Source organism: Aminobacter sp. DSM 101952 (assembly GCF_001424795.1).
Taxonomy (GTDB): domain Bacteria; phylum Pseudomonadota; class Alphaproteobacteria; order Rhizobiales; family Rhizobiaceae; genus Aminobacter; species Aminobacter aganoensis.
Genome location: NZ_LMCL01000008.1, coordinates 21135 through 46382, shown reverse-complemented (window position 1 = coordinate 46382; position 25248 = coordinate 21135). Strand labels below are relative to the sequence as shown.

At 64.6% G+C, this 25248-nt stretch carries 25 protein-coding genes and 1 riboswitch; of the genes, 13 read left to right on the top strand and 12 right to left on the bottom strand.

Annotation, left to right across the window (positions count from 1 at the left end; translation table 11 throughout):
• The first annotated feature begins 43 nt into the window (after window positions 1-43).
• Entirely contained in the window at window positions 44-931 is an 888-nt protein-coding gene (locus ASC75_RS08735; RefSeq protein WP_082496479.1) for a lipid kinase, read from the top strand.
• 30 nt (window positions 932-961) lie between these two features.
• Here ASC75_RS08735 and ASC75_RS08730 read toward each other — a convergent pair whose 3' ends face one another.
• On the bottom strand, window positions 962-2494 hold the full coding sequence (locus ASC75_RS08730; protein ID WP_055973222.1) for an MFS transporter: 1533 nt from the start codon (window positions 2492-2494) through the stop codon (window positions 962-964).
• A 135-nt stretch (window positions 2495-2629) separates the two neighbouring features.
• Here ASC75_RS08730 and ASC75_RS08725 point away from each other — a divergent pair, with 135 nt between their 5' ends.
• Complete coding sequence (locus ASC75_RS08725; RefSeq protein ID WP_055973404.1) at window positions 2630-3487, top strand: LysR family transcriptional regulator; 858 nt, start codon at window positions 2630-2632, stop codon at window positions 3485-3487.
• 53 nt (window positions 3488-3540) lie between these two features.
• Here the strand turns inward: ASC75_RS08725 and metA are convergent, their stop codons facing one another.
• Entirely contained in the window at window positions 3541-4458 is a 918-nt protein-coding gene (gene metA, locus ASC75_RS08720) for a homoserine O-succinyltransferase (protein WP_055973220.1), read from the bottom strand.
• Window positions 4459-4508: 50 nt separating this feature from the next.
• Window positions 4509-4586: riboswitch (SAM riboswitch) on the bottom strand.
• 153 nt (window positions 4587-4739) lie between these two features.
• Between metA and hisC the strand changes: the two genes are divergently transcribed.
• Together hisC and ASC75_RS08710 are read left to right on the top strand one after the other, a co-directional pair.
• The gene (gene hisC, locus ASC75_RS08715) at window positions 4740-5852 is read left to right on the top strand and encodes a histidinol-phosphate transaminase (RefSeq protein ID WP_055973218.1); all 1113 of its coding nucleotides are present in this window, start codon (window positions 4740-4742) and stop codon (window positions 5850-5852) included.
• 3 nt (window positions 5853-5855) lie between these two features.
• Window positions 5856-6791 (top strand): prephenate/arogenate dehydrogenase family protein, encoded by a 936-nt coding sequence (locus tag ASC75_RS08710; protein WP_184117425.1) that lies wholly within the window; start codon window positions 5856-5858, stop codon window positions 6789-6791.
• A 129-nt stretch (window positions 6792-6920) separates the two neighbouring features.
• Here the strand turns inward: ASC75_RS08710 and ASC75_RS08705 are convergent, their stop codons facing one another.
• Window positions 6921-7919 (bottom strand): DUF2125 domain-containing protein, encoded by a 999-nt coding sequence (locus ASC75_RS08705; RefSeq protein WP_055973215.1) that lies wholly within the window; start codon window positions 7917-7919, stop codon window positions 6921-6923.
• Between the two features lie 136 nt (window positions 7920-8055).
• Here ASC75_RS08705 and ASC75_RS08700 point away from each other — a divergent pair, with 136 nt between their 5' ends.
• From ASC75_RS08700 to ASC75_RS08690, 3 genes are all read left to right on the top strand, one after another.
• Window positions 8056-8574 (top strand): gamma-glutamylcyclotransferase, encoded by a 519-nt coding sequence (locus tag ASC75_RS08700; RefSeq protein WP_055973212.1) that lies wholly within the window; start codon window positions 8056-8058, stop codon window positions 8572-8574.
• Between the two features lie 70 nt (window positions 8575-8644).
• Window positions 8645-9781 (top strand): trifunctional transcriptional activator/DNA repair protein Ada/methylated-DNA--[protein]-cysteine S-methyltransferase, encoded by a 1137-nt coding sequence (locus ASC75_RS08695; protein ID WP_082496478.1) that lies wholly within the window; start codon window positions 8645-8647, stop codon window positions 9779-9781.
• Window positions 9759-10334 (top strand): demethoxyubiquinone hydroxylase family protein, encoded by a 576-nt coding sequence (locus ASC75_RS08690; protein WP_055973209.1) that lies wholly within the window; start codon window positions 9759-9761, stop codon window positions 10332-10334. Before ASC75_RS08695 ends, ASC75_RS08690 begins: the two co-directional genes overlap by 23 nt.
• On the opposite strand, the gene ASC75_RS08685 is transcribed toward ASC75_RS08690, so the two are convergent.
• From ASC75_RS08685 to ftsE, 4 genes are all read right to left on the bottom strand, one after another.
• A complete protein-coding gene (locus ASC75_RS08685) occupies window positions 10331-11122 on the bottom strand; it encodes a 1-acyl-sn-glycerol-3-phosphate acyltransferase (protein WP_055973206.1) in 792 nt (263 codons plus the stop codon). The genes ASC75_RS08690 and ASC75_RS08685 overlap by 4 nt on opposite strands.
• 103 nt (window positions 11123-11225) lie before the next feature.
• On the bottom strand, window positions 11226-11846 hold the full coding sequence (locus tag ASC75_RS08680) for a YdcF family protein (RefSeq protein ID WP_244487789.1): 621 nt from the start codon (window positions 11844-11846) through the stop codon (window positions 11226-11228).
• Window positions 11847-12031: 185 nt separating this feature from the next.
• On the bottom strand, window positions 12032-13045 hold the full coding sequence (locus ASC75_RS08675) for an ABC transporter permease (RefSeq protein WP_055973200.1): 1014 nt from the start codon (window positions 13043-13045) through the stop codon (window positions 12032-12034).
• Window positions 13038-13697: a cell division ATP-binding protein FtsE gene (gene ftsE / locus ASC75_RS08670; RefSeq protein WP_055973192.1), complete on the bottom strand. Its 660-nt coding sequence runs from the start codon at window positions 13695-13697 to the stop codon at window positions 13038-13040. Before ftsE ends, ASC75_RS08675 begins: the two co-directional genes overlap by 8 nt.
• Before the next feature lie 196 nt (window positions 13698-13893).
• Here ftsE and ASC75_RS08665 point away from each other — a divergent pair, with 196 nt between their 5' ends.
• The 3 genes from ASC75_RS08665 (at window position 13894) to ASC75_RS08655 (ending at window position 15554) form a co-directional block, all read left to right on the top strand.
• Window positions 13894-14532, top strand: a complete 639-nt coding sequence (locus ASC75_RS08665) for a hypothetical protein (protein WP_244487788.1) — start codon at window positions 13894-13896, stop codon at window positions 14530-14532.
• Window positions 14533-14541: 9 nt separating this feature from the next.
• Entirely contained in the window at window positions 14542-15084 is a 543-nt protein-coding gene (gene hpt, locus ASC75_RS08660) for a hypoxanthine phosphoribosyltransferase (protein ID WP_055973186.1), read from the top strand.
• Window positions 15085-15152: 68 nt separating this feature from the next.
• On the top strand, window positions 15153-15554 hold the full coding sequence (locus ASC75_RS08655) for a response regulator (RefSeq protein WP_055973183.1): 402 nt from the start codon (window positions 15153-15155) through the stop codon (window positions 15552-15554).
• Here ASC75_RS08655 and ASC75_RS08650 read toward each other — a convergent pair.
• Window positions 15521-16465, bottom strand: coding sequence for a DMT family transporter (locus ASC75_RS08650; RefSeq protein WP_055973180.1), 945 nt, complete (start codon window positions 16463-16465; stop codon window positions 15521-15523). The genes ASC75_RS08655 and ASC75_RS08650 overlap by 34 nt on opposite strands.
• 317 nt (window positions 16466-16782) lie before the next feature.
• Between ASC75_RS08650 and ASC75_RS08645 the strand changes: the two genes are divergently transcribed.
• Together ASC75_RS08645 and ASC75_RS08640 are read left to right on the top strand one after the other, a co-directional pair.
• Window positions 16783-17643, top strand: coding sequence for a LysR substrate-binding domain-containing protein (locus tag ASC75_RS08645; RefSeq protein WP_055973177.1), 861 nt, complete (start codon window positions 16783-16785; stop codon window positions 17641-17643).
• Between the two features lie 27 nt (window positions 17644-17670).
• Complete coding sequence (locus ASC75_RS08640) at window positions 17671-18366, top strand: glutathione S-transferase family protein (protein WP_348271283.1); 696 nt, start codon at window positions 17671-17673, stop codon at window positions 18364-18366.
• Between the two features lie 41 nt (window positions 18367-18407).
• On the opposite strand, the gene ASC75_RS08635 is transcribed toward ASC75_RS08640, so the two are convergent.
• The 4 genes from ASC75_RS08635 to argH all read right to left on the bottom strand — a co-directional run bounded on the left by ASC75_RS08635 (window position 18408) and on the right by argH (window position 24259).
• A complete protein-coding gene (locus tag ASC75_RS08635; RefSeq protein ID WP_055973174.1) occupies window positions 18408-20984 on the bottom strand; it encodes a TIGR02302 family protein in 2577 nt (858 codons plus the stop codon).
• A 298-nt stretch (window positions 20985-21282) separates the two neighbouring features.
• Window positions 21283-22551, bottom strand: coding sequence for a diaminopimelate decarboxylase (gene lysA / locus ASC75_RS08630; protein WP_055973171.1), 1269 nt, complete (start codon window positions 22549-22551; stop codon window positions 21283-21285).
• 30 nt (window positions 22552-22581) lie between these two features.
• Complete coding sequence (locus ASC75_RS08625; RefSeq protein WP_055973168.1) at window positions 22582-22788, bottom strand: lipoprotein; 207 nt, start codon at window positions 22786-22788, stop codon at window positions 22582-22584.
• Window positions 22789-22858: 70 nt separating this feature from the next.
• Window positions 22859-24259, bottom strand: coding sequence for an argininosuccinate lyase (gene argH, locus ASC75_RS08620; RefSeq protein WP_055973165.1), 1401 nt, complete (start codon window positions 24257-24259; stop codon window positions 22859-22861).
• Between the two features lie 33 nt (window positions 24260-24292).
• Between argH and ASC75_RS08615 the strand changes: the two genes are divergently transcribed.
• Entirely contained in the window at window positions 24293-24988 is a 696-nt protein-coding gene (locus ASC75_RS08615; protein WP_055973162.1) for a TlpA disulfide reductase family protein, read from the top strand.
• Window positions 24989-25248 lie beyond the last annotated feature (260 nt).

The following is a 25248-nucleotide window of genomic DNA, read 5'->3' as shown; positions in this document are numbered from 1 at the left end:
AGGGATTACTCTCCTGACCGACGTCATTCACAAGAAACGCGCCGTGCAGCACTCCAAAGGCAAGCGTGCGATGCTGATCGTCAATCCGCGCGCCCGCCGCGGCGGCGGTTCGATCGATGCCGCCAGGCAGGTGCTTGTCGATGCCGGTCTCGACATCGAAGAGATGGCAACCAGCAAGGATGAGAACGCTTCCGAGTTGATCTCGCGCAACGCCGACCATTTCGACATGGCGATTGTCGGCGGCGGCGACGGCACGTTGAACAATGCGGCGGCGGGCCTCGCCTATTGCGGCCTGACGCTCGGCGTCCTGCCGCTGGGCACGGCCAACGATTTCGCCCGCACCATGGGTATTCCCACAGATCCGGTAAAGGCGGCCGAAGTGATCGCCGCCGGCCACGAGACGACGGTCGACCTCGGCGAGGTCAACGGCCATTTGTTCTTCAACGTCGCCAGCATAGGCTTCAGCGCCGAACTGGCAGGCGAACTCACCGAACATGCCAAGAAGCGCTGGGGCACGCTCGGCTACGGCATCGTCGCGGCGCGGCTGTTGATGCGCTCGCGGCTGTTCACCGCCTATGTCGACCATGACGACACGACCGAAGAGATCCACACCATGCAGGTCTCGGTCGGCAACGGCCGCCATTATGGCGGCGGCATGACGGTCGAGGAGACGGCTACCGCCGACGATGGCTGGCTCGATCTCTACAGCCTCGAGGTCGACCACTGGTGGCGGCTGCTGCGCCTGCTGCCCAGCCTGCGCAAGGGCACGCAAGGGCAGTGGGACGACGTGCGCGCCTTCAAGACCACCGAGGTGACCGTCCGCACCAAGCGGCCGCGGCCGGTCAATACCGATGGCGAGCTCGTCACCTGGACACCGGCGCATTTCCGCATTCGGCCGAAGTCGGTGCGGGTGTTCACGCCGAAGGGTTAAGGCCGGGCGCCATTGCCCGGCCCTCGGGCGTCAGGTTGCCGACGTTTCGGCTTTCGTGACATCAGCCGATTTGCCGGCCCCGAACAGCGCGAAGCTGGTCGCCGCCAGGATCCACACGCCGATGCCGCCATAGAGCATCACCCAGGCGAAGCCGTTGACCAGTGCTGCGTGGACGATTTCGGCCGGAACGTCGAGCGCGCCTTGCGCTCCGTCGATCGCGCCGCCGGCAGCGATACGCTCTGCAAGCGACCTGAGCTGGCCGGCGTCGATGCCTGCGGGCAGGGCGCTTTTCAGCCCGGAAAGAATGCCCTCGACCAGCACGAAGCCCATCACGGCAATGTTGATGGCGAGCGCGATCAGCCTTGCGCTGGTGTCGATGCCCGAGGCCATGCCGGCACGGCTGGCCGGCACCGAGCCTGTGGTCATGTTGGTGGCGGGCGTGGTCGTCAGGCCGAGGCCGATGCCGGCGATCAGCGCGCCGGGCAGCACGGCCAGGCCGCTTGCGGGCTCGATGCCGGTGGCAAGCCACATGGCGATGAAACCAAGGCCGATGGTGAACAGGCCGAGTGGAATGACGATGCGGGCGCTGGTGCGCAAGAGCAGATACTGGGCGACTGGCGGCATGACCAGGAACGGCACCGTATAGGCGAGCACGGCGAGCCCGGTCTCCGTGCTGTCGAAGCCGAGACCGACGGTGAAATAGATCGGCAGGTAGACCATGAACGGCCAGTAGCTGAAGTTCATGCCGATGCATCCGACGATGGCGCCGGAGAAGTCGCGGATCCTGAACACCGAGAAATCGAACATCGGATGCGGATGCAGTCGCTCGACCGTCACGAAAGCGACAAGGCCGACCAGCGTTGCTGCCGCGACGGCGATGGCCGTCGGGCTCAGGAAGCCGATGTCTGCGCCCTGGGTGATGTAGTAGGTCAGGCCGAAGACCGTCGCGCTCAGGATGACGATGCCGGGCAGGTCGAGCTTCTTGGCCTGCGGGTCGCGCGACTCCTGCACGCCGCCGAAGGTCAGACCCAGGCACAGCACCGCCAGAGGCGCATGCACCAGGAAAACCCACTGCCAGGTCGACAGGGCGACGATCACGCCGCCGATGATCGGCCCGAAGCCTAGGCCGATACCGGCGATCACGCCCCAGATGGCAAAGGCATTGCCGCGTGCCCGGGCATCGTCGAACTGGTTGGAAAGGATGGCGATCGAGCAGATGAACATCGCGCCGCCGGCCATGCCCTGCAGGAAGCGGCCGACGATCAGCACTTCGGTGGTGGGGGCAATGCCGCACAAGAGCGAGGTGACGCCGAATGCAACGACGGTAGCGGCGAAAACCAGCCGGCGCCCGTAGCGGTCGGCCAGCGTACCCGTCGCCATCAGCACCGTGGTGCAGGCGATGGTATAGGCGTTCATGATCCACTGCATGTCCTTGAAGTCGGCCTGCAGCACATGTTCGAGCGTCGGCAGGATCACCGGCACGCTGGAGATCTCCAGGCCGAACATCAGCGCGGCCAGACAAACCGCCGCCAGCGCCAGATTGTCTCTGCTTGTCACTTTCATCCCGTGTCTCCGCTGGCGGCGAAGGGGGAAGTCCGTCGCCGCTGGTTGCTTGAAAGCACCTCAGATAGGCGAAGCTTGAACATACATAAATGCTATGTAATCCTATTTCAGAGATAACAATTATGGATGAATGAGATGTTGTGGCTCGATGCCGAGGCCGTGCGTAACTTTGTCATGGTGGCCGACCTGCAGAGTTTCACCCGCGCTGCCGATGCCCTCGGCTCGACGCAGGCTGCGGTCAGCGTCAAGTTGAAGCGGTTGGAGGAGCGCGTCGGCCGCAAGCTGATCGAACGCACGCCGCGCCGTGTCCGGCTGTCGGCCGAAGGAGCGATGTTCATCGATTCGGCCCGGGCATTCCTCGCTGCGCATGACAATGCGGTTGCCGGCTTGTCCTGCGGCACGCGCCGCTTCGCGCTCGGCATTGCCGGTCACGTTGCTGGTCCTGAAGTGACGACGTTGCTGGCGCGCCTCAACCAGCATGACCCGGCGCTGACGATCGAGGTCCAGGTCGACAATTCGAGCAACCTGCTCGACGCCTTCGATCGAGGCAAGCTCGACGCGGCCATCGTCCGGCGCGAGGACGACCGCCGCGACGGCGAGGTCCTGGGCCCTGAGCATTTCGGCTGGTTCGCTACACCGGACTTCCATCATCGCCAGGGCGAGCCGATCCGGCTGGCGACCCTGTCGCGGGCCTGTGGCGTGCGGGACGTGGCCACGCGCACGCTCGACGATGCCGGCATTCCCTGGGTCGAGGTCTTCGTCGGCGGCGGTTCGTCCCTGGTGACCGCAGGCGTTGCGGCCGGGCTCGCGACATCCGTGTTTCCCAGCAGGTTGGCCCCGCCCGGCACCATCGAGATCAGCCGCAAGTTCAGCCTGCCCGGAGTGCCGTCGTCGGAGATCGTGTTGCATTCGACGCTGACCGACCGCCGCTCGCGCGAGGCGCTGCGCATCCTTGCCTGCGCCTTCCGCGAGCACCGGGCTTCGGCGGACTAGGTTCCGCGCACCTGCCGGAAACCGCGCCCGGATGCCGGGCGCGGTTTCCGAGGCTACTTGCCGATGTTTTCCAGATCGTAGGCCGTGGTCTGGTAGACCCGGTTGATCCAGTTGCCGAACAGCAGGTGGGCGTGCGAGCGCCAGCGGTTGAGCGGCCGGCGCTGCGGGTCGTCGTCGGGGTAATATTCGTGCGGCACCGCGATCTCGACGCCGGCGGCCACGTCGCGGTCGTACTCTTCCTTCAGCGAGGTCGAGTCGTATTCAATGTGGTTGAACATGTAGAGCCGGTTGCCGGTTTCTTCGGACAGTAGGCTCGGGCCGGTCTCTTCCGATTCCATCAGCAGTTCCAGGCCGGAGCCCGCGGGAATGTCGGTGGCACGAACCTCGGTCCAGCGCGACACCGGAATGGCGAAGTCGTCCGAGAATCCGGCGAGATAAGGCGACGCCGGCGCGTTGTTGTTGTGCCGGAAGACGCCGAAGGCCTTCTGCTCCAGCGTGTGCTTGGGGACCTTGTGGAAATGCCATGCCGCCGCCATCGCGCCCCAGCAGATGAAGAACGGCGAATGCACGTTGGTCGTCGTCCAGTCCATGATCTGCTTGAGTTCGTCCCAGTAGGTGACGTCCTCGAAGGGCAGCAGCTCGATCGGCGCGCCGGTGATGATGAAGCCGTCGAACTTGCGGTCCTTCACCTCGTCCCAGGTCTGGTAGAAGCTGATCAGGTGGTCTTCGGAGGTGTTCTTGGCCTTGTGGGTGCCGATACGAACCAGGGTCAGCTCCACCTGCAGCGGGCTGGCGCCGATCAGGCGGGCGATCTGGGTTTCCGTCCGCACCTTGTTGGGCATCAGGTTGAGCAGACCGATCTGCAGTGGGCGGATGTCCTGGCGGAGCGCGGTCTGCTCGTCCATGACGGAGACGCCCTCTTTCACCAGCACTTCACGGGCGGGGAGCTGATCCGGGATCTTGATCGGCACTGTGCGAACTCCAAACAACAAAAAACCGGCCTGCAGTCGCACAGCCGGTTTACGGATCGCAAACGGCCCTTTAGCGACTTGTTTAACGTGGCTGCAAGCCGACCGGCCAAATCACCACGGGTTCATGGCCTGCTATTACGCCTGGGCGGGGATTGCGTCAACCGTGACCCAATGGTCCAGCCAGAACCGCCGGTTTTGCCGGTTTTCCTCGACATTGGCGGCCCCTAGGGGTATTCCCGCTGCGGCCTCCATCCGGAGGCGCCAATCCAGGATTTTTCGACATGACCAAGGCACCTGAGCAGATTCGCCCCGAACCCCGCGCCGGCATCATGGACATCGCAGCCTATGTACCCGGCAAGAGCGCAGCTCCCGCAGGCGTGACCAAGGTTCATAAGCTCTCGTCGAACGAAAATCCGCTGGGCGCCTCGCCCCATGCCATCGAGGCGGTGAAGAAGCTCGCCGAAAAGATGGAGTATTATCCCGACGGGTCGGCCTCACGCCTGAAGCAGGCGATCGCGGCGACCCATGGGCTCAACCAGGCCAACATCCTGTGCTCGAACGGTTCCGACGAAGTTCTGGGCCTGCTGGCGCAGAGTTACCTGTCGCCGGGTGACGAGGCCGTCTACACCGAGCACGGCTTCATGGTCTACAAGATCTACATTCAGGCTGCGGGCGCCACGCCCGTCGTTGCCAGGGAAGAGGCCGAGAAGGCCAGCGTCGACCACATCATCGCCGCGCTGTCGCCGAAGACCAGGATCGTCTTCCTCGCCAACCCCAACAACCCGACCGGCACTTACTTGCCGTTCGAGGAGGTGCGTCGCCTGCACGCGGCGCTGCCGAAGAACGTACTCCTGGTGCTCGACGCCGCCTATGCCGAATATGTCCGTCGTAACGACTACGAGGCGGGCGTCGAACTGGTCGCGGCCAACGAGAACGTCGTCATGACGCGCACCTTCTCGAAGATCCACGGCCTTGGCGGCATGCGCGTCGGCTGGGTCTATGCGCCGTCGCACATCATCGAGGTGCTGGAGCGCATGCGCGGCCCGTTCAACGTCAACGCGGCGGCCATCGAGGCCGGCGTGGCGGCGATGGAGGACCGTGCCCATGTCGAGCGCACCATCGCCCACAACGCCCAGTGGGCCGAATGGCTCGTCAACCAGTTCGAGGCACTGGGCTTGCGCGTCACGCCTTCGGTAGGCAACTTCTTGCTGGTCCACTTTCCGGAAGATGCCAAGCATTCGGCTGCGGTCGCCGATGAGTATCTCAGCGCGCGGGGGTATATCCTGCGCAGGGTCGCCGGCTACGGCTTCCCCAATGCGCTGCGCATGACCATCGGCACTGAAGAGGCCAATCGCGGCGTCATTGCCGCACTCACCGAATTCCTGAAAAGTTGAAAAATGTCCGAACCCCTGTTTGACAAGATCGCCCTCGTCGGCATCGGCCTGATCGGCTCGTCGCTGGCCCGCGTCATCCGCCGCGAAGGGATTGCCCGCCACATCGCCATCTCCACCCGCAGTGCGGCGACGCTCGCCCGCGCCGAGGAACTCGGCCTCGGCGACAGCTATTCGACGGACGCCAAGGTGGCGGTGAAGGATGCCGACCTGGTCATCGTCTCGGTGCCTGTCGGCTCGTCCGGTGCCGTGGCCATCGACATGGCGCCGGCGCTGAAGCCGGGCGCCATCCTCACCGACGTCGGCTCGACCAAGGCCTCCGTCATCGCGCAGATGGCCCCGCATGTGCCCGAAGGCGTGCACTTCATCCCCGGCCACCCGCTGGCTGGCACCGAGAAGTCGGGCCCCGACGCCGGCTTCGCCGAACTGTTCGAGAACCGCTGGTGCATCTTCACGCCGCTGCCCGATACCGATCCGGTGGCGCTGGAGAAGCTGTCGGAGTTCTGGCGCCGCTGCGGCTCCAACATCGACACGATGGACCCCGAGCATCACGACATGACGCTCGCCATCGTCTCGCACCTGCCGCACATCATCGCCTACAACATCGTCGGCACGGCAGACGATCTGGAGTCGGTGACCAAGTCGGAAGTCATCAAGTATTCGGCTTCGGGCTTCCGCGATTTCACCCGTCTCGCCGCCTCCGATCCGACGATGTGGCGCGACGTCTGCCTGCACAACAAGGACGCGATCCTGGAAATGCTGGCGCGCTTCTCGGAAGACCTTGCCTCGCTGCAGCGGGCGATCCGCTGGGGCGATGGCGACAAGCTGTTCGAGATGTTCACCCGCACCCGCGCCATCCGGCGCTCGATCATCGACGCCGGCCAGGAAGTCGACGTGCCGAACTTCGGCCGCGAGGCCATCGAGCATCCGGTGAAGAATTAGCGAGTAGGGAATAGGGAATAGGGAATAGTAGTTGCCTCGGCCGCTCGGCTGGCATCGACACTACTCACTACTCACTACTCACTACTCACTACTCACTACTCACTACTCACTACTCACTACTCAATCACCTCACTCCACCGCCGGCACCATCCCCAGCGGGATGAAGCCCAGCGTTGCCTTGCCCTTGACGATCTTGAGCGGCAGGGTCGGTGCGTCGCCGAGAATTGCGAGGCCGGAGAAAGCCGTCTCGAACTGCTGGCGCTGTTCCGGCACGACTTCTGAAAGTATGCGCGACAGTTCGCGCGGGTTCCGGATCGTCACCTTCAGGTCGGCGTCGACCAGACCGTCTTCGGCGATCGTCCACGGCCCGCTGATCGCAGCACCTGCGGTGCCGCCGGTCGACAGCGTCATCGAACGGATCGTGCCCGTCTGGCCGCGCAGGCTTCTCACCTTGTCCGCAAGCAGCGTTACGCCGTTTTTTAGCGAGGTGTCGGCGCTGCCGTCGAGCGACGGCAGCTTGCGGCCGTGCAGGGCCTGGGGGTCGATCGCCAACCCGGTGAAGGTGCCGGCAATGTCGATATCGGGTCCGTTCGGGCGCATATGCAGCTGCGTGTCCTCGGCGGTGAACAGCGGCATCGGCGCGCCGTCGCTGAAGGATGCCTGGCCGACGAGCTTGCGGGTCTCGACCGACAGCCGTTCGGGCAGCGGCTGGGCGATGCGGGCGCTGGCATGCAGCAGCTCCCAGTCGAATTGGAGTTGCGGCAGGTCGGGCGCGGTCAGCCGCAGCGGCCCGTCGATTTCGAGCACCGTGCGCATCGGCTGGTAGACCTGGGCCGCGGTGCGCAGGTTGCCGGCGCTGACCGAAATCCGCCGCGTCGCGTCCTCGAATTCCAGCCTGTCGCAGAACAGGCCGATCCGGAAGGGAAAGCCCTTGATCTCGGGCTTGGCGCAGGTGGCGGATACGCCGTCGCGGTTGACCTCTGCAATACGCTGGACGACTTCCTGCTGCGCCCGTCCGGCAAACCAGAACCAGCCGGCGCTGTAACCGCCGAACAGCACGATGATGAACAGCGTCAGCCACAGGAAGCGGCGGCTGGAGTTCGGTTTCCGGTCTTGGCTTGACGTCATGCTAAGGCTCTCGTTACTGCATCGTGCCGGAAGGCGCTCGCACGCATTCAAAGTGTTACCGCGGCCATTCCACATCCGGTAGGCGGCGCGCCGCCGCACGCAGCAAGACCCGCGAACCACCAACAGGCTTGGCGATATGGGCGATTTTTGGGTTTTTGGCTATGGCTCGCTGATGTGGCGTCCAGGTTTCGCCCATGTCGAGACGCGCCGCGCCCGGCTGATGGGCTTTCGACGCGCGCTGTGCATCCGCTCCTGGGTCCATCGTGGCACCGAGCAGCGACCCGGTCTCGTGCTCGGTCTCGATCGTGGCGGCTCCTGCGTCGGCCTCGCCTTCCGCGTCCCTGGAGATCTTCGCGACGAGGTGCTTGCCTATCTGCGCGAACGCGAACTGGTCACCAGCGTCTATCTCGAGCGCCAGTTGGCGATCCGGCTCGACAAGGGCGAAAGGGTGGAGGCGGTCTGCTACATCGCCGACCGCAACCACCACCAGTATGCCGGCAATCTCGATGCGGCGCACGCCGCCGAGATCGTCACCGGCGCGGTCGGCCAGTCCGGCCGCAACGAGGATTATGTCGCGAGCACGGTCGAGCACCTCAAGGCGCTCGGCATCCGAGACCACTGGCTGGAAGAGGTGGCGCGGCTGGTCGGCACATGACTTGTCAGCAGTGAGAATATACGCCCGATTTTCGGCGGCGTCGGCTGCGGACTCGCGCTAAGCATCGGGCATGCTTTTCCAGCGCCCCAGTGACGACACACTCTACGATGCCCTGATTGCACGCGATCCGGGCTATGACGGTTTTGCCTATGTCGGCGTCACCTCTACCGGTATCTTCTGCCGGCTGACCTGCGCTGCGCGAAAACCCAAGCGCGAGAACGTGCGCTTCTTCGACACAACGGCCGAATGCCTGCATGCCGGCTTCCGGCCTTGCCTGCGCTGCCGGCCGATGATGGGGTCTGGCGCGCCTGAACCGCACGTGTCGGCGCTGCTGGAGGCGCTTGAGCGTGAGCCGGAGCGCCGCTGGCTTGAGACCGACATCGTCGCCTTGGGCTTCGATGCCTCCACCGTACGGCGCGCCTTCAAGCGCCGCTTCGGAATGAGCTTCCTCGAAATGGCGCGTTTGCGGCGGCTCGGGCAGGCGGCGGAGCGGCTGGCCTCGGGCGACAGCGTCGTCGATGCGCAGGTCGATGCCGGCTTCGATTCGGGCAGCGGCTTTCGCGCGGCGGTGGCCCGGCTCTTGGGCGAGGCGCCGGCAAAACTGCGCGGCAAGACCATGCTCAAGGCCGACTGGATCGAGACGCCGATCGGCCCGATGATCGCCATTGCCGACCTGCATGCCCTGCACATCCTCGAATTCCTCGAACGCAAGGCGCTGGCAACGGAGGTGCGCAAGCTGCAGGCCGTCACCGGCTCGGCCATCGCCTTCGGCCGGTCGGCACCGATCGACCAGATCGAAGCCGAACTCGGTGCCTATTTCGTCGGGAAATCCGCTGAATTCGCCACCCGGCTCGCGCCCCAGGGCACAGCCTTCGAGCGCCAGGTCTGGGACGGGCTGTGGCGTATTCCTGCGGGGACCTCGACGAGCTATTCCGGCCTCGCCGCCGAGATCGGAAAGCCGGCGGCGGTGCGCGCCGTCGGCCGCGCCAACGGCGCCAATCCGATCGCGATCGTCATCCCCTGCCATCGCGTGGTCGGCGCCAGCGGCGACCTCACCGGCTATGGCGGCGGCCTTTGGCGCAAGCGCTGGCTGCTCGAACACGAGCGGCGGATGGCCGGGTTAGTCTCGTGTCACATCCCAAGGATCAGTGATATCAAGGGAGCATCGTGTTCGGGGGACATCGATGCTGCTGCCTGCCGGTACTGACAAGATCACGATTCAGCGCATCCTCAAGGTCAATCACGCCGGGGAGCGTGCCGCAATCAACATCTACGGCGCCCAGATCGCGATCGCGCGGCGGTTCTTTCCAACGATTTCGCCCGAGTTGGAGAAAATGCGCGCCGACGAGATCGTTCACGCCACGATATTCCGCGATGCCATGCCGGCTCGCGACACACGGCCATGCCGCGTCATGAAGTTCTGGAGCCTCGGCGGCTATGTCCTTGGCCTGATAACGTCGGCTCTCGGGCCCCAGATGGTCTGGCTCTGCACCGAGGCGGTCGAAGCCACCGTCCATCGTCATCTCGAAGAGCAGCTCCGTTTCCTGAAGGGGCGCGACGAGGGGCTGCATGCAGCGATCCTTGGCATTCAGGAAGAGGAACTGGCGCATCTGGAGGTCGCGCGAGCACGCCGATCGTCAAAGGGGCTGCTATACGGCCTGGCCTATGGCGTCATTGCTGCCGCGACCAGTTCGATGATCTGGCTGTCGACCTGGGGCGATACAAGCTGGATGAAGCGCGAGCTCAAGGCCAGCCGCTAGCTCTTAACCTCGACGCCGAGTTCCCTGAGCCGCTTCACCGCCGTGGGCGGCATCGGCGGCGGGTTGTTGGATCTCGCAGCCTCGATCAGGAATTCGTCGCAGGCGGCCTCGGTTTCAGCGACCAGCCGCGACATGAATTCTTCGCGGCTCAGCCCGGCAGGGATCGGCTTGAGGAAGCGGGCCTTGATGGTGCCGGGGAAGCGCAGGAATTTGCGGCGCGGCCAGTACAGCCCGGCGACGTGGGCGACCGGCACCACAGGCATGTTGAGCGCCGCATAGAGCTCGGCGATGCCCCATTTGTAGGCCGGTTCGTCGCCCGGTGCTCGGCGCGTGCCCTCGGGGTAGATGATCAACTGCCGGTCGTGCTGCATTTCCTTGCGGGTCGCCACAACGACTGCCTTCAGGGCCGCCGAGCGCTTGCCGCGGTTGACCGGGATCATCTTCATCTTGGCGATGTACCAACCGAAGAACGGAATCCACATCAGCTCGCGCTTGAGGATGTAGAGCGGGTCGCGCAGGTAGGGGAAGAAGGCGATGGCGTCCCAGAACGACTGGTGCTTGGGCGCCAGGATGAACGAGCCTTCGGGCAGGTTCTCCACGCCCGAAATCTCGCTCTTCGTACCGGCGATCTTTTCCTGCAGCCACAGGCTCGTGCGCGCCCAGAACTTAGGCACGAACCAGGCGCGATGGCGCGGCGACAGGAAGTAGTAGGGCGTCCACAGGATCATCTGGACGACCAGGCTGACATAGAAGACGAAGTTGAATGCCAGCGAGCGGATTTGGAGCATTGTCGAGGAGCGCCTGAGGACGGAATTTGCCGTTGGTTACACCAAGCCGCCGAAAAAGGAAAACGGCGCGTTGCGCCGTTCACATATGGAGCTGAGTGGAAAGCTAGTCGGCAGCTTCGGCCTGGACGACGAGCACGCCATCGGCCGTCGGCTTGACCGGCACGATGCCGCGGGCCAGCGCCAGCAGGTACTTGTTGTATTCGGTGAACAGCACGCGGAACGCTTCGGGCTTGGTCAGCCAGCGCCCTTCGTCGAGCTTGGAGTTGACGACCGGATAGGGCTCGAGGCTGGCGTTACGCAGCAGCCGTCCCATTTCCAGCAGGCTGCGCGGCATATGGTAGTTGTTGGTGACGAGGATAACGCGCTCGTAGTCGTGGCTGACGACCCACTTTGCGCTTTCTTCGGCATTGCCGATGGTGTCGAGCGCGGCGCGGTCGATGTCGACGCGGTTGAACAGCGACTTGTCGCTGCCGGTCGCGACCTGCAACTGGCGGCGCGTCGCAGAAGGATGCACGCCGCTGATCAGAAGGCGTTCGCCCTTGCCCGCCTTGAGCAGGCCCAGTGCCGCATCGAGCCGCGATTGGCCGCCGGTCAGGACGATGATGGCGTCGGCCTTCTCTGGGTTCGCAGGCGTGCTCATGCCGCTGACATGGACGGCAAAGAAACCGAACCCGCCGGTGAAGATAACGGCGAATGCCACGAGGATGAACAGAATGCGGCGCAAAAAGATCGTTCTCCGGCGCAGCTTGCGCCCGGCCGGGTAGATTCTCGTTCCTGAAACCGACCCCGAAGCAGCGAGCGCGTTCTGTCCCATTACGAAGCCATCGTTATGCAGGGAATGCGGCATTTACAGCGCCGTATTATGCACATTGGGTGACATTTTGACATCATTCGTGATGGCGGCATGGTCTACATCCCGTCCGGCTGGTGCAGGTCCATGTCGCCGAGGTAGCGGACGACCGTAAAATGCGAGGTGGCGGCGGTCAGCCCGCCGATGACGGCGACGATGACGGCGACGCCGAGATAGCCGTTGGCGCCGATGGCGAAGTCGCCGAACAGCGCCGTCGCCTGGTCGGCTTCCGGCGTCGCCAGGTTGCGCGACGACCACCAGGAAAAGATGATGAACACGATGACAGCGGCCGCGCCGCCGGCGGCCGCGCCCTTCATGCCGGTCAGCAGGAAGTGGCGGCGGAATTCGCTGGCGATGAAGCGCGCCTCGGCGCCGACGAAATGCAGCACCTCGATGATGTGGCCGTTGCCGGCCATGGCGCCGCGAGTGGCAAAGACCACCGAAAGCACAGTTGCCGCCAGCATCAGGATCAGGACGCCCGTGCCGATGGTGACGGTGGTCCGCGCCATCGCCACCAGCCGGTCGACCCAGGTCCGGTGGTCGTCGAGCGAAGCTGTCGGGACCTTCGGCGTGATCGCCTCGCGCATGGCCTGGAAATCGGGCGGGTTGTTCTCGTCGATGGTCACGATCACCAGCCGCGGAACCGGCAGTTCGTCGATGTTCAGCCCAGAGCCGAGCCAGGGTTCGAGCAGGCGGGCCGTCGCGTCGCGGTCGACGATCCGGGTCGAACGTACGCCGGGGAACTCGCCGGCGATGCGGGCGGCGGTCTCGAGTGCCGCGTCCATGTCGAGCCCGTCGGCGGGCTTGATCTGGATGGTCGCCTCGCGCGAGATCTGGTTCTCCCATACCGAGGCGGTGTCGCGCACCAGCGTGACTGCCCCCAGTGTCAGGCACGACAAGAACGTCATGATGGCGATGACCAGCACCAGCGCCCGGCCGGCGATGTTTTGGGACGGCACGATGGGCGCCGTCTTGCGCTGCTGGCGAGGAGCCGGCTGCTGCATCGGCGCATCTTCGAATTCGTCTTCGAATTCTTCGTCGTGGTCACGGGTGTCGGCGGGGGCTTCAGTCATAGATGTCGAGCTTTCCGCCGGCCAGAATCATGCGCCGGGCGTCGACCTGGTCCATCAGGCCGAGGTCGTGGGTGGCGATGACCACTGCGGTGCCGAGTCGGTTGAGTTCGATGAACAGCCTGAGCAGGCGCCGGGCCAGCGGCGGATCGACATTGCCGGTAGGCTCGTCGGCCAGCAGGATCTCCGGTTGCTCGATCAGCGCGCGGGCAATCGCGGCTCGCTGCTTTTCGCCGCCGGAAAGCACCGGCGGCAGCACATGCATGCGTTCGCCCAGGCCGACCCATTTCAGCAGTTCGATGACGTCGGTGCGGTAGCTCGCTTCCTCGCGCCCGCGCACGCGCAAAGGCAGCGCCACGTTCTCGTAGGTGGTCATGTGGTCGAGCAGGCGGAAATCCTGGAACACGACGCCGATGCGGCGGCGCATCAGCGGCAGCTCGGCGCGCGAAATGCGGGTGCGGTCCTTGCCGAAGACGCTGATCAGCCCGCGCGTCGGCTTGAGCGACAGAAACAGCAGGCGGAGCAGGGTGGTCTTGCCTGCACCGGAAGGCCCGCTCAAAAACTGGAACGAGCGCTCGGGAATGTGGAAGGAGACATCGCGCAGGATCTCCGGTCCCATTCCGTATCTGAGGCCGACATTCTCGAATCGGATCACGTGCTGCAGACCTTGGGTTCTCGATCCCGATGATTTTTCTCGGGACCCCGGCCGCCCGCTTCTATGAAACGACCTTGGGTCCGCATGGTTAACGGACGGTTAAGTTTCCGTCCGGGGTGGGGCTCGAAAGCACCTCGGTGGCGAAGCATTAACCATTTCCGTTTACCCCCTCTCGGCAAAATGTCTAAGGGGTCTGATGGCTGAGCAGCGGAAAGCACGCCCGGTTTCCGGCGAAATCATGGCCGCCGACGCCCGCGACACATTCGCCCAGCCGATAGCTGTGGATTCGACAGACATCGTCGATGCGGATTTCGAGGTCGTCGAGCGTTCCCATGCGCGCAACGAATCAATCGACGACCAGCCGGCCTTCCCTGGCTCGGCGGCTTCGGCCGGCGGAATGGAAATGCTGCGGGCGACGCGGGCAGCCCGGGATTCGAGCTCCGCGCGTGGCGGCCCGGTGTTCTGGATCGCCGGCATCTCATTGGCGGCAATGGCCTTCTGGGTATCCGGCGGCCATGCGGTCGTGCGTGGAGCGGCACTTCCGCTCACCTGGCAGGGGTCTTCCCTGCGTATCGCCGAGGTCATGTCGCGGGTCGACAGTTCCGGCCGCAGGCCGGTGCTGCTCATCGACGGGGCGGCGTTCAACGACGGCAAGGCGGCTGCGCCATTGCCGCCGATCGACATCGCCGTTGCGGCAAACGACGGCAAGATCCTGCGCTACAGGCTGGGGACAGGCGCCGATCCAGTGGCGCCAGGCGCAAGATGGGACTTTTCGAGCCGGCTTGAGGTGCCTATGAACGGGATAAGGACCGTCACGGTCGCTTTCTCGGAATAGGATGATGTCATGCCAGTTGTGCGCGACAAGGAAATCGAAGTGCTGTTCTCCGCCTCGGCGATCGCACGGCGCAATCTCGAACTCGCCAAGGACATCGCGGCGCACGACTACACCGACCTGTTGGTCATCTCGGTGCTCAAGGGCTCGTTCATTTTTGCCGCCGACCTGATCCGTGCCATGCACGATGTCGGCCTGTCGCCGGAAGTCGAGTTCATCTTCATCTCCAGCTACGGCGCCGGCACGACCAGCGGCGAGGTCCGCGTGTTGCGCGACATCGACAACGAGGTCAAAGGCCGCGACGTGCTGTTGATCGACGACATCCTCGAATCGGGCAAGACGCTGAAGTTCACCCGCGAACTGATGATGTCGCGCGGCGCCAAGAGCTGTTCGATCGCCGTGCTGCTCGACAAGCGCATGCGCCGCAAGACCGACCTCGATGCCGACTATGTCGGCTTCGACTGCCCGGACTACTTCGTCGTCGGCTACGGCATGGATGTGGCGCACGCTTTCCGCGAGCTGCCCTTCGTCGGCGTCGTCAAGGGCGAAGACTGATCCGCGACGGAATACAAATCTCGTCGGCCTTCAGAAATCGTCAACCTGTCGCGGCAAATATCGCCGCCATGGCAAAGCTTCTGATCGTTGAGGACGACGAGTCCGTCCGCACTCTCGCTGCCCGCGCGCTCGAACGCGCCGGCCACATTGTCGATGTCGCCTGCGACGGTGCGCAGGGACTCGACTGCATCCATGCCGAAAAGGGCGCCTTCGACCTGATCGTCTCCGACATCCGCATGCCGGAGATGGACGGCATCGAGATGGCGCAGGCAGCCGCCGCCGCCTTCCCGGGGCTACCGATCCTTTTGATGACGGGCTATGCCGACCAGCGCGAACGTGCCGAGGAACTCGACGCGATCATCATCGACGTGGTGCAGAAGCCGTTCACGCTTGCCGACATCCGTGACCGCGTCTCGCTGGCACTGGCCAGGACGGGTCAGTCGGCCGCCGCATTCGCCGGTGCCGCCTGAGGCGAGCGGCCACCGACATTCAGCGCGAAGATGCCGGCGCCGACGATCAACAGGGCGCCGATGATCGTGCCGCTGTCTGGGATCTCGGTGAAAAACAGGAAGCCCCACAGCGGTGCCCACAGCAGGCCGGTATATTCGAACGTTGCCGCCTTGTTGGCGGGGGTGAGCCGGTAGGCCTGGCCCAGCAGGATCATGCCGACCGCGGCAATGACGCCGCAGGCACCCATCATCAGGAAATCGCGCAGGCTCGGCCAGACCCAGGGCCGCATCAGGAAGTCGAGGCTGGGGTGCCCAGTCTGGCTGAAGCCCGTTGCCGAGAATGTGGCGCCGATGGCGACTGCGCCGACGAGATAGGCGGCGTTCTGGTAGAAGGCCATGGTGGTGGCGCTTTCGGTCACCCCGATCTTGCGCGCCATCAATTGCGAAAAGCCATAGAGGAAGGCCGAGACCAGCGACAGCAACGCGGCCCACTCGAAAATCCCGGCACCCGGATTGACCATCACGACGACGCCGATCAGGCCGACCGCGCCGGCAACGAGGCTCTGCCACGGCACCCGTTCGCCGAGATAGGGGCCGGCCATCGTCATGATCAGCAGCGGCGCCAGGAAAAACAGCGCCGCCGCATCGGCGATCGGCAGGGCCGGGATCGCCAGATAGTAGGCGCAGTAGGAAATGAACAGGATCGACGAGCGCGACGCCAGGAAGCGCCAGTTCGGCGAGGCCAGCGCGCCCAGGCCAACGTCGCGATGAACGATCAAAAGCAGGATCGGCAGGGCCACGACGGCGCGGATCAGCAGCGCTTCGCTGACCGGATAGGTTCCGGCCACGGCCTTGATCAGTGCATCCTGGATCGAAAACACCAGCACGCCCAGGCACAGGCACAGGATGCCGAGAAGCGTTCTGTTCTGCATGGTCTCCGTCAGTCCGTCGCATGAAATGATCGGACAGTTCTATAGCGAGACGCGGCGCCGGAAGAGCGCTTGTCTCGGCCGGCTGTTGGTCCAGCGCTGCAGCATCCTGAGCTACCAGCGGCCATGCGCCGGCCAAAAAAATACCCGCCGTGAAATCCGCGGCGGGTGAAAGTGAGGACGGTACTTACCAGTCCGTAGCCGCATCTAACGGCCACCTTCCAATGGGTGGCCGGACTATCCATTGACGTTTGACACAATGCAAACGAATTGGAATGATGGCAGTCATTAGAATTCCTTATGTCTGATGGTGCCAAGCCATGACCCTTCGCCTCGACAGCGATCTCTTGCGTACGTTCCTGGCGGTAGCGGAAAGCGGCAATTTCACCCGCGCGGCGGAGACTGTCGGGCGCACCCAGTCCGCGATCAGCATGCAGATCAAGCGGCTCGAGGAGGTTGTCGGCGAAGTCCTCTTCGAACGCGGCGCGCGCGGCGTGACGCTGACGCAGCGTGGCGGCGACCTCGTCGAGAACGCCCGCCGCATCGTCATGCTGCTCGATGAAACGGCGTCGTCGATGCGGTCGGCACCGCTCGGCGGCCCGGTCAGGATCGGCCTGCCGGAAGAATACGGGCAACCCGTCCTGTCGCGGGCGCTGGGGGCATTCGCCAAGCGCCACGCCCAGGTGGAAGTGACGGTACGGTTTGGTTATTCGGTCTCCCAACTGGCCGCGCTTGCGGCCGGAGAGCTTGACCTGGCTGTCGTTTTCGAATGGCAGGCGCCTTCCGGCGTCGAGGTGCTGATGCACGACCCGACCGTCTGGGTGACCTCGAATCACCATGACCTGCATCAGGAACGGCCGCTGCCGGTCGCCATCTACACCCGCGAGGGCTGGTGTCGCGAACTGGCGCTCCGCTCGCTCGACCAGCGCGGCATCGACTACCGGTTCGCCTACACAAGCGACACCACGAACGGGCTGACCCTTGCGGTCACCGCGGGCCTCGCCGTGGCGCCGATCGCGCGCAGCAACATACCGGCCGACTGCCGGGAACTGGCGGCAGCCGAAGGCTTCGGTCCGATCGACACGACAAGGGTCGTGCTGCATCGCAATCCGCGCGCCGTCAGCGAAGCCGTCGACGCCATGGCGGACGCTATCCGCGACGCTTTCCATCAGCGGCGCTGATCCCGGGCCTGGTGGATGGATCCTGTCATGGCTCCTGACAAAATGCTGTCAGGACGGCAGGGCTATGGTGACGACGTAGCAAACGAGGAGGAAGGCATGATCACTTTCTACCATGCGCCATGGTCGCGCGCGTCCAACATGCTGTGGCTGCTCGAGGAGCTCGGCGCGCCCTACCAGATCGAGAAGGTCGATATCCGCGCACCTGGCGGGGTGCCCGAGGAATACCGGGCGATCCAGCCGAACAAGAAAGTCCCGGCGATCGTCGATGACGGCGTCCTTGTCACCGAGCGGGCGGCGATCTGCACCTATCTCTGCGACGCCTTCCCCGAAGCGGGCCTCGCGCCTGCCATCGGCGACAAGATGCGCGCACCCTATTTGACCTGGCTGGTCTATGCCGACTCGGTATTCGACCCGGTCCTGGCGGCCAAGGCGCATGGCCACGAGTTCATGGGCAGCGGTTATTCCTACGGCTCGTTCAGCGAAATGATCGCCAATCTGGAACGCACGCTGTCGTCGCGGCCCTACATCGCCGGCGACCGCTTCACCGCGGCCGATACCCAGATCGGCGGCGGCATCAATTTTGGTACGCAGGTGCTGAAGGTGCTGCCCGAGAAGCCGGTGTTCAAGGACTATGTCGACAGACTGACTGCCCGGCCGGCCTTCCAGCGCGCCAGCCAGAAGGACTTCGCCATGGCGCGCGAGGCCGGGATGGTGCCGGGCTGAGACGCGCGGCCCTGACACAGCCTGCCGCTGCCTGAGGCGAGCTACTTCAGCTCAAGCAGCCTTTCGAGATAGCTGCGCTCCAGCTCGGGGCTCAGCGCATTGCCAAGCCGCTTGCGGATGGCATCGAGAATCTGGCGCGCGCGCTGGACGTCGATCTCGTCGGGCACCTTCACCGAATCGCCGAAATCGGGGCCGGTGGTGGCGCGAGGACGACCGAGCGGGTCACGGTCGGCGTTCTGCTGGCGGCCGCCTTCCTCGCTGCCGCCCTGGTCGCCCTGCATGGCCTGCATCTGCTGCATCATGTCCTGCGCGCCCTTGCGCAGGGCCTCCAGCGCACGACCCTGGTGGCCGACGGCGCGGTCGCCTTCGCCCTTGCCGAGCGCACCCTCGGCCTGGTTCATCGATTCGCCGGCATCGCCGAAACCTTCGCCCGGCTTGATGCCCATGCCCTCAAGCCCCTTCATCAGCGCTTCGAGGTCTTTCTCCAACTGCCCCTGGCCCTGCTGAAGCTGCTTGAGCGCATCGGCAAATTCCTGCGGCGTCATCGGCTTGCCCTGCTGGCCTTTGCCTTGCTGGCCCTGTTGTTGCTGCTGGCCGGGTTCGTCGTTGTCGCCAAACGGATCTTCCTGCTGCTGCTGGCCGCGCTGCATCTGGTCCATGCGGAACGTCTCGTTCATCATCTCCTGCTGGCGCCGCATGATTTCGCCGAGCTTATCCATCTGCTGGCGCATCTCGGAGTTCTGCTGGCCCTGCTGGCCTTGCTGGCGCCGCCCTGCCTGCAGGTTGTTCATCATGTCCTGCAACTGCGACAGCAACTCGCGGGCCTGGTCGCGGTTGCCCGATTTGGCCAGGTTTTCGATCTGGTCGAGCATGCGCTGGAGGTCGCTCTGGCGCAGCTCCTGGCCCGGCGCCTGGTTCTGGGCAGTCTGGTTCTGCTGGTTGCGTTCGGCAAATTCGCGCAGAAAATCGTTCATGGCGTCGCGCAGCTCGGCCATCAGCTTGTCGATTTCCTCGTCGCTGGCGCCGCGTTCGAGCGCATCCTGCAACGCCTGCTGGGCCTGGCGCAGGCGCTTCTCCGCCGCCGACAGGTCGCCTTCCTCGATGCCGAGCGCGACCTGCCAGAGATAGGTCACGACCTCGCGCAGCTGGTCGTCGGAGCCGGCCATCTTCAGCCGCGCCCGCGCGCTCATCAGGGCGAGATAGTGCGAAAGGTTGTCGATCGTGTCTTCGGGCCTGAGCGTGATCGCGTCCATCAGGTCGAGCACGCGCGGCTTGGCGTTGGCGTCGAGCGCCAGCAGCCGCCGCTGTTCGATCACCGCCCGGGCAAGCGGGTTGGTGAAGGGCTTTTCGGGCAGGATGATCGTCTTGGTTTCGCTTTTCGCCTCCTGGCCGGCGTCGTCCACGGCGTGCAGCGTGAGCTTCACCGACGTGCCTGCCCAGACATGCTCGGTCAGGTCGCGCGTCGCCTTCACCGGCTTTTTCGCAGCGCCCCGGCGCGGCAGCGAAAGCGGCATTTCGGGCGCACCGTAGAGCGGGCGGGCATCTGGCGACTGCTCTTCGGCAAGCGCGAAGCCGGCCTTGGCCGAAGCGGCGCCGTAGTCATCCTCAATGTTGTAGGTCAGCTCCAGCGTGCCATTGACGGCGCGCTTGGGCTCGCCGACGAAGCTGATCTTCGGCGGATTGTCAGCGACTACGGTGAAGGCCCAGCTGTCCAGCTCGTCGTTGCCGGATTTCAGCGTCAGCGTGCCTTCGGCGGTCAGCTTGTCGGCAAACTGCCGCACGGTGGCGACCGGGCCTGCCGTTGCCGGCTTGGCCGGATCGGCCTTTGGGCCGCTCGGCGCGATATCGCGGACCTCGCCCTTGGCATTGGTGTAGGCGAGGGTTTCCTCGCCGCTGCCACCGGTCACCCGCAGCGACAGCTCGCTGCCTTCCGGCACGCTGATGACGGCTGCGTCCTTGCTGGCGTCGGCGGTCAGGAAGATCGGTGCCTTGCCGGTGTAGGTCGGCGGCGTCACCCAGGCGTCGATGCGCGGCGGAACAGCGTCGCGCGCCGCATGCGCCCGGAAGGCGTCGCCGATGCGGCCGCCGGTCGGCCCGAACGAGAAGGCGAAGGCGCAGACCAGCAGCAAGGCGGCCGCTGCCCGCAGCGCCCATGGGTCGCGCTCCGGCACGTTGGTGCGCGGCATGTCACCGCCCAGGGCGCCCAGCCGCTCGGCCATGCGCTTTTGGTGCTCGCGCCACAGGGCGTCGGCAAAACCGTCCGTCTTGCCCGAGGGCCGGTCGGTCTGGACCTGCACCGGCGTGTGCAGCAACCGATTGGCGCGTTCGAGGCGGCTGTCGATCTCGGGCCAGGAGGGGAGGCGGAAAAACCGCAGCGGATAAAGCGAGGCGAGGCCGGCAATCGCAAAGGCCACAATCAGCGCCAGCCGCGCCATGTCGGGCAACAGGCGGAACAGTCCAAGCCACGACAGGCTGAGGAAAAGACTGGCGACGACAAGCACCGGCAGCACCAACGGCCAGCCGCGCTCGACGATCATGGTCGCGCCGATGGCCAGGCGTGTCTTGCCCAGTCTGGCGGCGATGTCGCGATGCAATGCTGATCTGGTCGGTTCCGTCATCGGCCCTTCCGCTTGGGCGGCGCGGGATGCGGCCACCTGCCTATGGCAGAATACCATCAATCACGGCGAAGGCGAGGCGACCAACGCAATCGTGAAAGATCAATTGAGTGCGGTTGGTCGGTCATGCGTCCTTCGACAAGCTCAGGATGAGGACCGTTTGGGCTATCGCCGTCTCGACGCACCGTTCAAGTCGCACTGCTCAAATCGATTCTTCAACGTGAACGCTGTCAGTACCAACGGTCCTCATCCTGAGCTTGTCGAAGGACGCACGACCGACCAACCGTTCTCAGTCAAAGACTTAAGCCAGCCAGTCCGGCACAGAATCGAGGCCGATCAGTTCTTCATAGGTCTGGCGCTTGCGGATGACGTGGAAGCGGTCGCCGTCGACCAGCACTTCGGGCACCAGAGGCCGGGTGTTGTAGGTGCCTGCCTGGACCGCGCCATAGGCGCCGGCGGTGCTGACCGCGATCAGGTCGCCCGACTCGAGCCTGGGCAGGTCGCGGTCGAGGCCGAGGAAATCGCCGGTCTCGCAGACCGGCCCGACGATGTCGACCGTCATGCGCGGCGCATCGGCCTTGGCCTGCAGCACCGGGCGGATGTCGTGATAGGCGTCGTAGAGCGTCGGCCGGATCAGGTCGTTCATCGCGGCGTCGACGATCAGGAAGTTCTTGGCGTCGCCTTCCTTCACGAAGATCACTTCGGACACCAGGATGCCGGCATTGCCGACGATCAGGCGACCCGGTTCGAACATCACCTTGAGGCCGAGCTTGCCGACATGCTTGTGCACGATCTGGGCATAGGCGTCGGGCAGCGGCGGCGGCGAGTTGTCGGTCTTGTAGGGAATGCCCAACCCGCCTCCGAGATCGACATGGTCAATGGCGTGGCCGTCGGCGCGCAGTGTCGCGACCAGTTCGACCAGCAGCGCAAAGGCGTCGTCGAAGGGCTGCAACTCGGTGATCTGGCTGCCGATATGCATGTCGATGCCGGTCACCTTGAGACCGGGCAGGCCTGCTGCGCGGGCATAGACCTCGCGCGCATGCTGGCGCGGGATGCCGAACTTGTTTTCGGCCAGGCCGGTCGAGATCTTCTTGTGCGTCTTGGCATCGACGTCGGGGTTGATGCGCAGCGACACGGGCGCCGTCTTGCCGTTGGCGACAGCGCGAGCCGAGAGCAATTCGAGCTCCGGCTCGGATTCGACATTGAAGCACAGGATGCCGGCCTGCAGCGCGAAGTCCATTTCGCGCGCGGTCTTGCCGACGCCGGAAAACAGGATCTTGTTGGCTGGAATGCCCGCGGCCAGCGCGCGCCGCATTTCGCCTTCGGACACCACGTCGGCGCCGGCGCCGAGCCTGGCCAGGGTCTTCAGCACGGCCTGGTTGGAGTTTGCCTTCATGGCATAGCAGACCAGCGAGTCGAGATCGGCGAAGGCCTTGGAGAAGACGTTGAAGTGACGCGTCAGCGTTGCCGTCGAATAGCAATAGAATGGGGTGCCGACTGTCCGGGCAATGTCGGTCAGTGCCACGCCTTCGGCGTGCAGGACGCCGTCACGATAGTCGAAATGGTTCACGGCACGGGCTTTCGAAAGGTGGAATGCTGCTCAGAGCAGCGGGTCGAGGATGAAAGGCTTGTCCTCGACCGGTTTTTGCGGTGCGGCCGTCGCTGGCTGGCCGGCCTTCTGCGCGTCTTTCTGCGCCTGCACCGCGGCTTCGTAGGGCGTGTCGAGACCGCTCTTGCGGCCGCAGGCCGAAACCATGCCGACCGCCGCGATCAGCCCAAGCGTCACCAAAATCCTGCCAGCGGTCATGACCCATCCATCCGAGAAAATTTCCCCGCCGCTTGTAGCGGAGATTTTTGCTCATTGCACCCCGGCTCGATCAAGCTTTCGTCAGGCGTTTCTTCCAGTAGCGGATCTGCTTCTTCACCTCCGCAGGCGCCGTGCCGCCGAAGGACGTGCGGCTCTTCACCGAGTTCTGCACCGACAGCACCGAGAAGATGTCGTCGGTGATGCCGACGTGGATCGACTTGAGGTCGTCGAGGCTGAGCTTTTCCAGGCCCACCTTCTTGCTTTCGGCCAACGCCACGGCACGACCGGTGACGTGATGGGCCTCGCGGAACGGCATGCCGAGCGTGCGCACCAGCCAGTCGGCGAGGTCGGTCGCCGTCGAATAGCCCGAGCCGGCGGCACGCTTCATCGCCTGGTCGTTGATGGTCATGTCGCCGACCATGCCGGTCATGGCGGCGACCATCAGGTCGAGCGTCTCGGCAGCGTCGAACACCGCTTCCTTGTCTTCCTGCATGTCCTTGGAATAGGTCAGCGGCAAACCCTTCATCACCGTCAGAAGGCCGATCAGGTGGCCGTTGACGCGGCCGGTCTTGGCGCGCACCAGTTCGGCGGCGTCGGGGTTCTTCTTCTGCGGCATGATCGACGAGCCGGTCGAATAGCTGTCGGACAGGCGCACGAAGCCGAATTGCGGCGTCGACCAGATGACGATCTCCTCGGCGAGGCGCGACAAATGCGTGGCGCAGATCGCCGCGATCGACAGGAATTCGAGCGCGTAGTCGCGGTCGGAGACGCTGTCGAGCGAGTTGCGGGTCGGCTCGCGGAAGCCGAGCGCCCTGGCCGTCCTGAAGCGGTCGATCGGGAAGCCGGTGCCGGCGAGCGCCGCAGCCCCCAGCGGGCTCTCGTCCATGCGCTCGATGGCATCGCGGACGCGGCCGAGGTCGCGCGAGAACATCTCGACATAGGCCATGCAGTGGTGGCCAAAGGTCACCGGCTGCGCCGTCTGCAGATGGGTAAAGCCGGGCATGACCGTCGAGGCGTGCTGTTCGGCGCGCTCAAGGAAAGCCGCGATCAGGCCCTTCAGCGCCTCGGCGACGCGGTGGAACTCGTCCTTGACCCAGAGCCGGAAATCGACCGCCACCTGGTCGTTGCGCGAGCGCGCGGTGTGCAGGCGGCCGGCCGCCGGGCCGATCAACTCGGCGAGGCGCGCCTCGACATTCATGTGGATGTCTTCGAGCCGGGTCGAAAACTCGAACTTGCCGTCCTCGATTTCTCGCAGGATCGTGTTCAGGCCGTGAGCGATTTTCCGTTGATCGTCGGTCGAAATAATGCCCGTTTCCGCCAGCATCTCGGAGTGGGCGACGGAACCTCGGATGTCCTGGGCGTAGAGCTTCTTGTCGAAGCTGATCGAGGCGTTGATGGCCTCCATGATCGCGGCCGGGCCCGAGGCAAAACGTCCGCCCCACATCTGGTTGCTGGCCTTCTTGTCGCTCATCGTGATACCGGGCTCCGGAGAAAAATTGAACAGATGTCGGACCGCAGAAAAATGATCCCCGCGCCACGCCATATCATCCTCGCCGCCGTTGCAGGCGTGATCGCCGGCGCGGTCGCGGTATATGTCAGCAGCACCCTTCCTGGCAACAACGCCCCTTCGCCGCAGGTCGCCGCCGACACGAACGCGGAAGCCAGCGCCGAGGACAAGGTTTGTGCCGCCAAGGCAGACATCGCCAAGGCTATCGGCGCCGCAGCCACAGGCCAGGTCGCGGCGATGATGCCGGCCGATCCGCCCCAGTCGCTGAAGAAGCTCGCCTTCAACGATTCTGAGGGCAAGCCGATGACGGTGGCCGATCATGCCGGCCGCACGCTGCTGATCAATCTCTGGGCCACATGGTGCGCGCCGTGCCGCGCCGAGATGCCGGCGCTCGATGCGCTGGAGCGCGAGATGGGCGGCGAGAACTTCGAGGTCGTGGCGGTCAATGTCGACACCGGCGACGACACCAAGCCGAAGAAGTTCCTCGACGAGATCAGCATCACCTCGCTCGGCTACTACAGGGACAACACGCTCGCCGTCTTCAACGACCTCAAGAAGCGCGGGCTGGCGCTCGGCCTGCCGGTGACGCTGCTGGTTGACGGCGAAGGCTGCCTGCTCGCCAATATGAACGGCCCGGCCGAATGGGCGAGCCCCGACGCCAAGAAGCTGATCGAGGCCGCGCTGGCCAAATAGACTGGCGTATCCACACACGTTTATCTTCTTGCTCCTGCAATTCTAGATTGCATGATTTGGCGGCGTATCTTTCGTGGTTTTCATCCGCGAAGGGTGCCTCGTGGCATATCCATTCCATTTCAACCCTTTCATTAGCCGGCGTTGCCGGCAGTTGAGTTGGGTCTAATTCTCGGCAAATTTCTTTCGTTTTCCGGAAAACCGAAATCTTGTCATATGGTTGTAGGGAAAGCGAAATCGAAGCGAGCCAAATGTGATCGTCA

Excerpts from the sequence above, each read along its gene's own strand:
- ASC75_RS08730 (WP_055973222.1), bottom strand. The coding sequence starts at position 2,494 with ATGAAAGTGACAAGCAGAGACAATCTGGCGCTGGCGGCGGTTTGTCTG.
- ASC75_RS08725 (WP_055973404.1), top strand. The coding sequence starts at position 2,630 with ATGTTGTGGCTCGATGCCGAGGCCGTGCGTAACTTTGTCATGGTGGCC.
- hisC (WP_055973218.1), top strand. The coding sequence starts at position 4,740 with ATGACCAAGGCACCTGAGCAGATTCGCCCCGAACCCCGCGCCGGCATC.
- ASC75_RS08710 (WP_184117425.1), top strand. The coding sequence starts at position 5,856 with ATGTCCGAACCCCTGTTTGACAAGATCGCCCTCGTCGGCATCGGCCTG.
- ASC75_RS08705 (WP_055973215.1), bottom strand. The coding sequence starts at position 7,919 with ATGACGTCAAGCCAAGACCGGAAACCGAACTCCAGCCGCCGCTTCCTG.
- ASC75_RS08700 (WP_055973212.1), top strand. The coding sequence starts at position 8,056 with ATGGGCGATTTTTGGGTTTTTGGCTATGGCTCGCTGATGTGGCGTCCA.
- ASC75_RS08695 (WP_082496478.1), top strand. The coding sequence starts at position 8,645 with ATGCTTTTCCAGCGCCCCAGTGACGACACACTCTACGATGCCCTGATT.
- ASC75_RS08690 (WP_055973209.1), top strand. The coding sequence starts at position 9,759 with ATGCTGCTGCCTGCCGGTACTGACAAGATCACGATTCAGCGCATCCTC.
- ASC75_RS08685 (WP_055973206.1), bottom strand. The coding sequence starts at position 11,122 with ATGCTCCAAATCCGCTCGCTGGCATTCAACTTCGTCTTCTATGTCAGC.
- ASC75_RS08675 (WP_055973200.1), bottom strand. The coding sequence starts at position 13,045 with ATGACTGAAGCCCCCGCCGACACCCGTGACCACGACGAAGAATTCGAA.
- ASC75_RS08665 (WP_244487788.1), top strand. The coding sequence starts at position 13,894 with ATGGCTGAGCAGCGGAAAGCACGCCCGGTTTCCGGCGAAATCATGGCC.
- hpt (WP_055973186.1), top strand. The coding sequence starts at position 14,542 with ATGCCAGTTGTGCGCGACAAGGAAATCGAAGTGCTGTTCTCCGCCTCG.
- ASC75_RS08655 (WP_055973183.1), top strand. The coding sequence starts at position 15,153 with ATGGCAAAGCTTCTGATCGTTGAGGACGACGAGTCCGTCCGCACTCTC.
- ASC75_RS08650 (WP_055973180.1), bottom strand. The coding sequence starts at position 16,465 with ATGCAGAACAGAACGCTTCTCGGCATCCTGTGCCTGTGCCTGGGCGTG.
- ASC75_RS08645 (WP_055973177.1), top strand. The coding sequence starts at position 16,783 with ATGACCCTTCGCCTCGACAGCGATCTCTTGCGTACGTTCCTGGCGGTA.
- ASC75_RS08640 (WP_348271283.1), top strand. The coding sequence starts at position 17,671 with ATGGCTCCTGACAAAATGCTGTCAGGACGGCAGGGCTATGGTGACGAC.
- ASC75_RS08635 (WP_055973174.1), bottom strand. The coding sequence starts at position 20,984 with ATGACGGAACCGACCAGATCAGCATTGCATCGCGACATCGCCGCCAGA.
- ASC75_RS08625 (WP_055973168.1), bottom strand. The coding sequence starts at position 22,788 with ATGACCGCTGGCAGGATTTTGGTGACGCTTGGGCTGATCGCGGCGGTC.
- argH (WP_055973165.1), bottom strand. The coding sequence starts at position 24,259 with ATGAGCGACAAGAAGGCCAGCAACCAGATGTGGGGCGGACGTTTTGCC.
- ASC75_RS08615 (WP_055973162.1), top strand. The coding sequence starts at position 24,293 with ATGTCGGACCGCAGAAAAATGATCCCCGCGCCACGCCATATCATCCTC.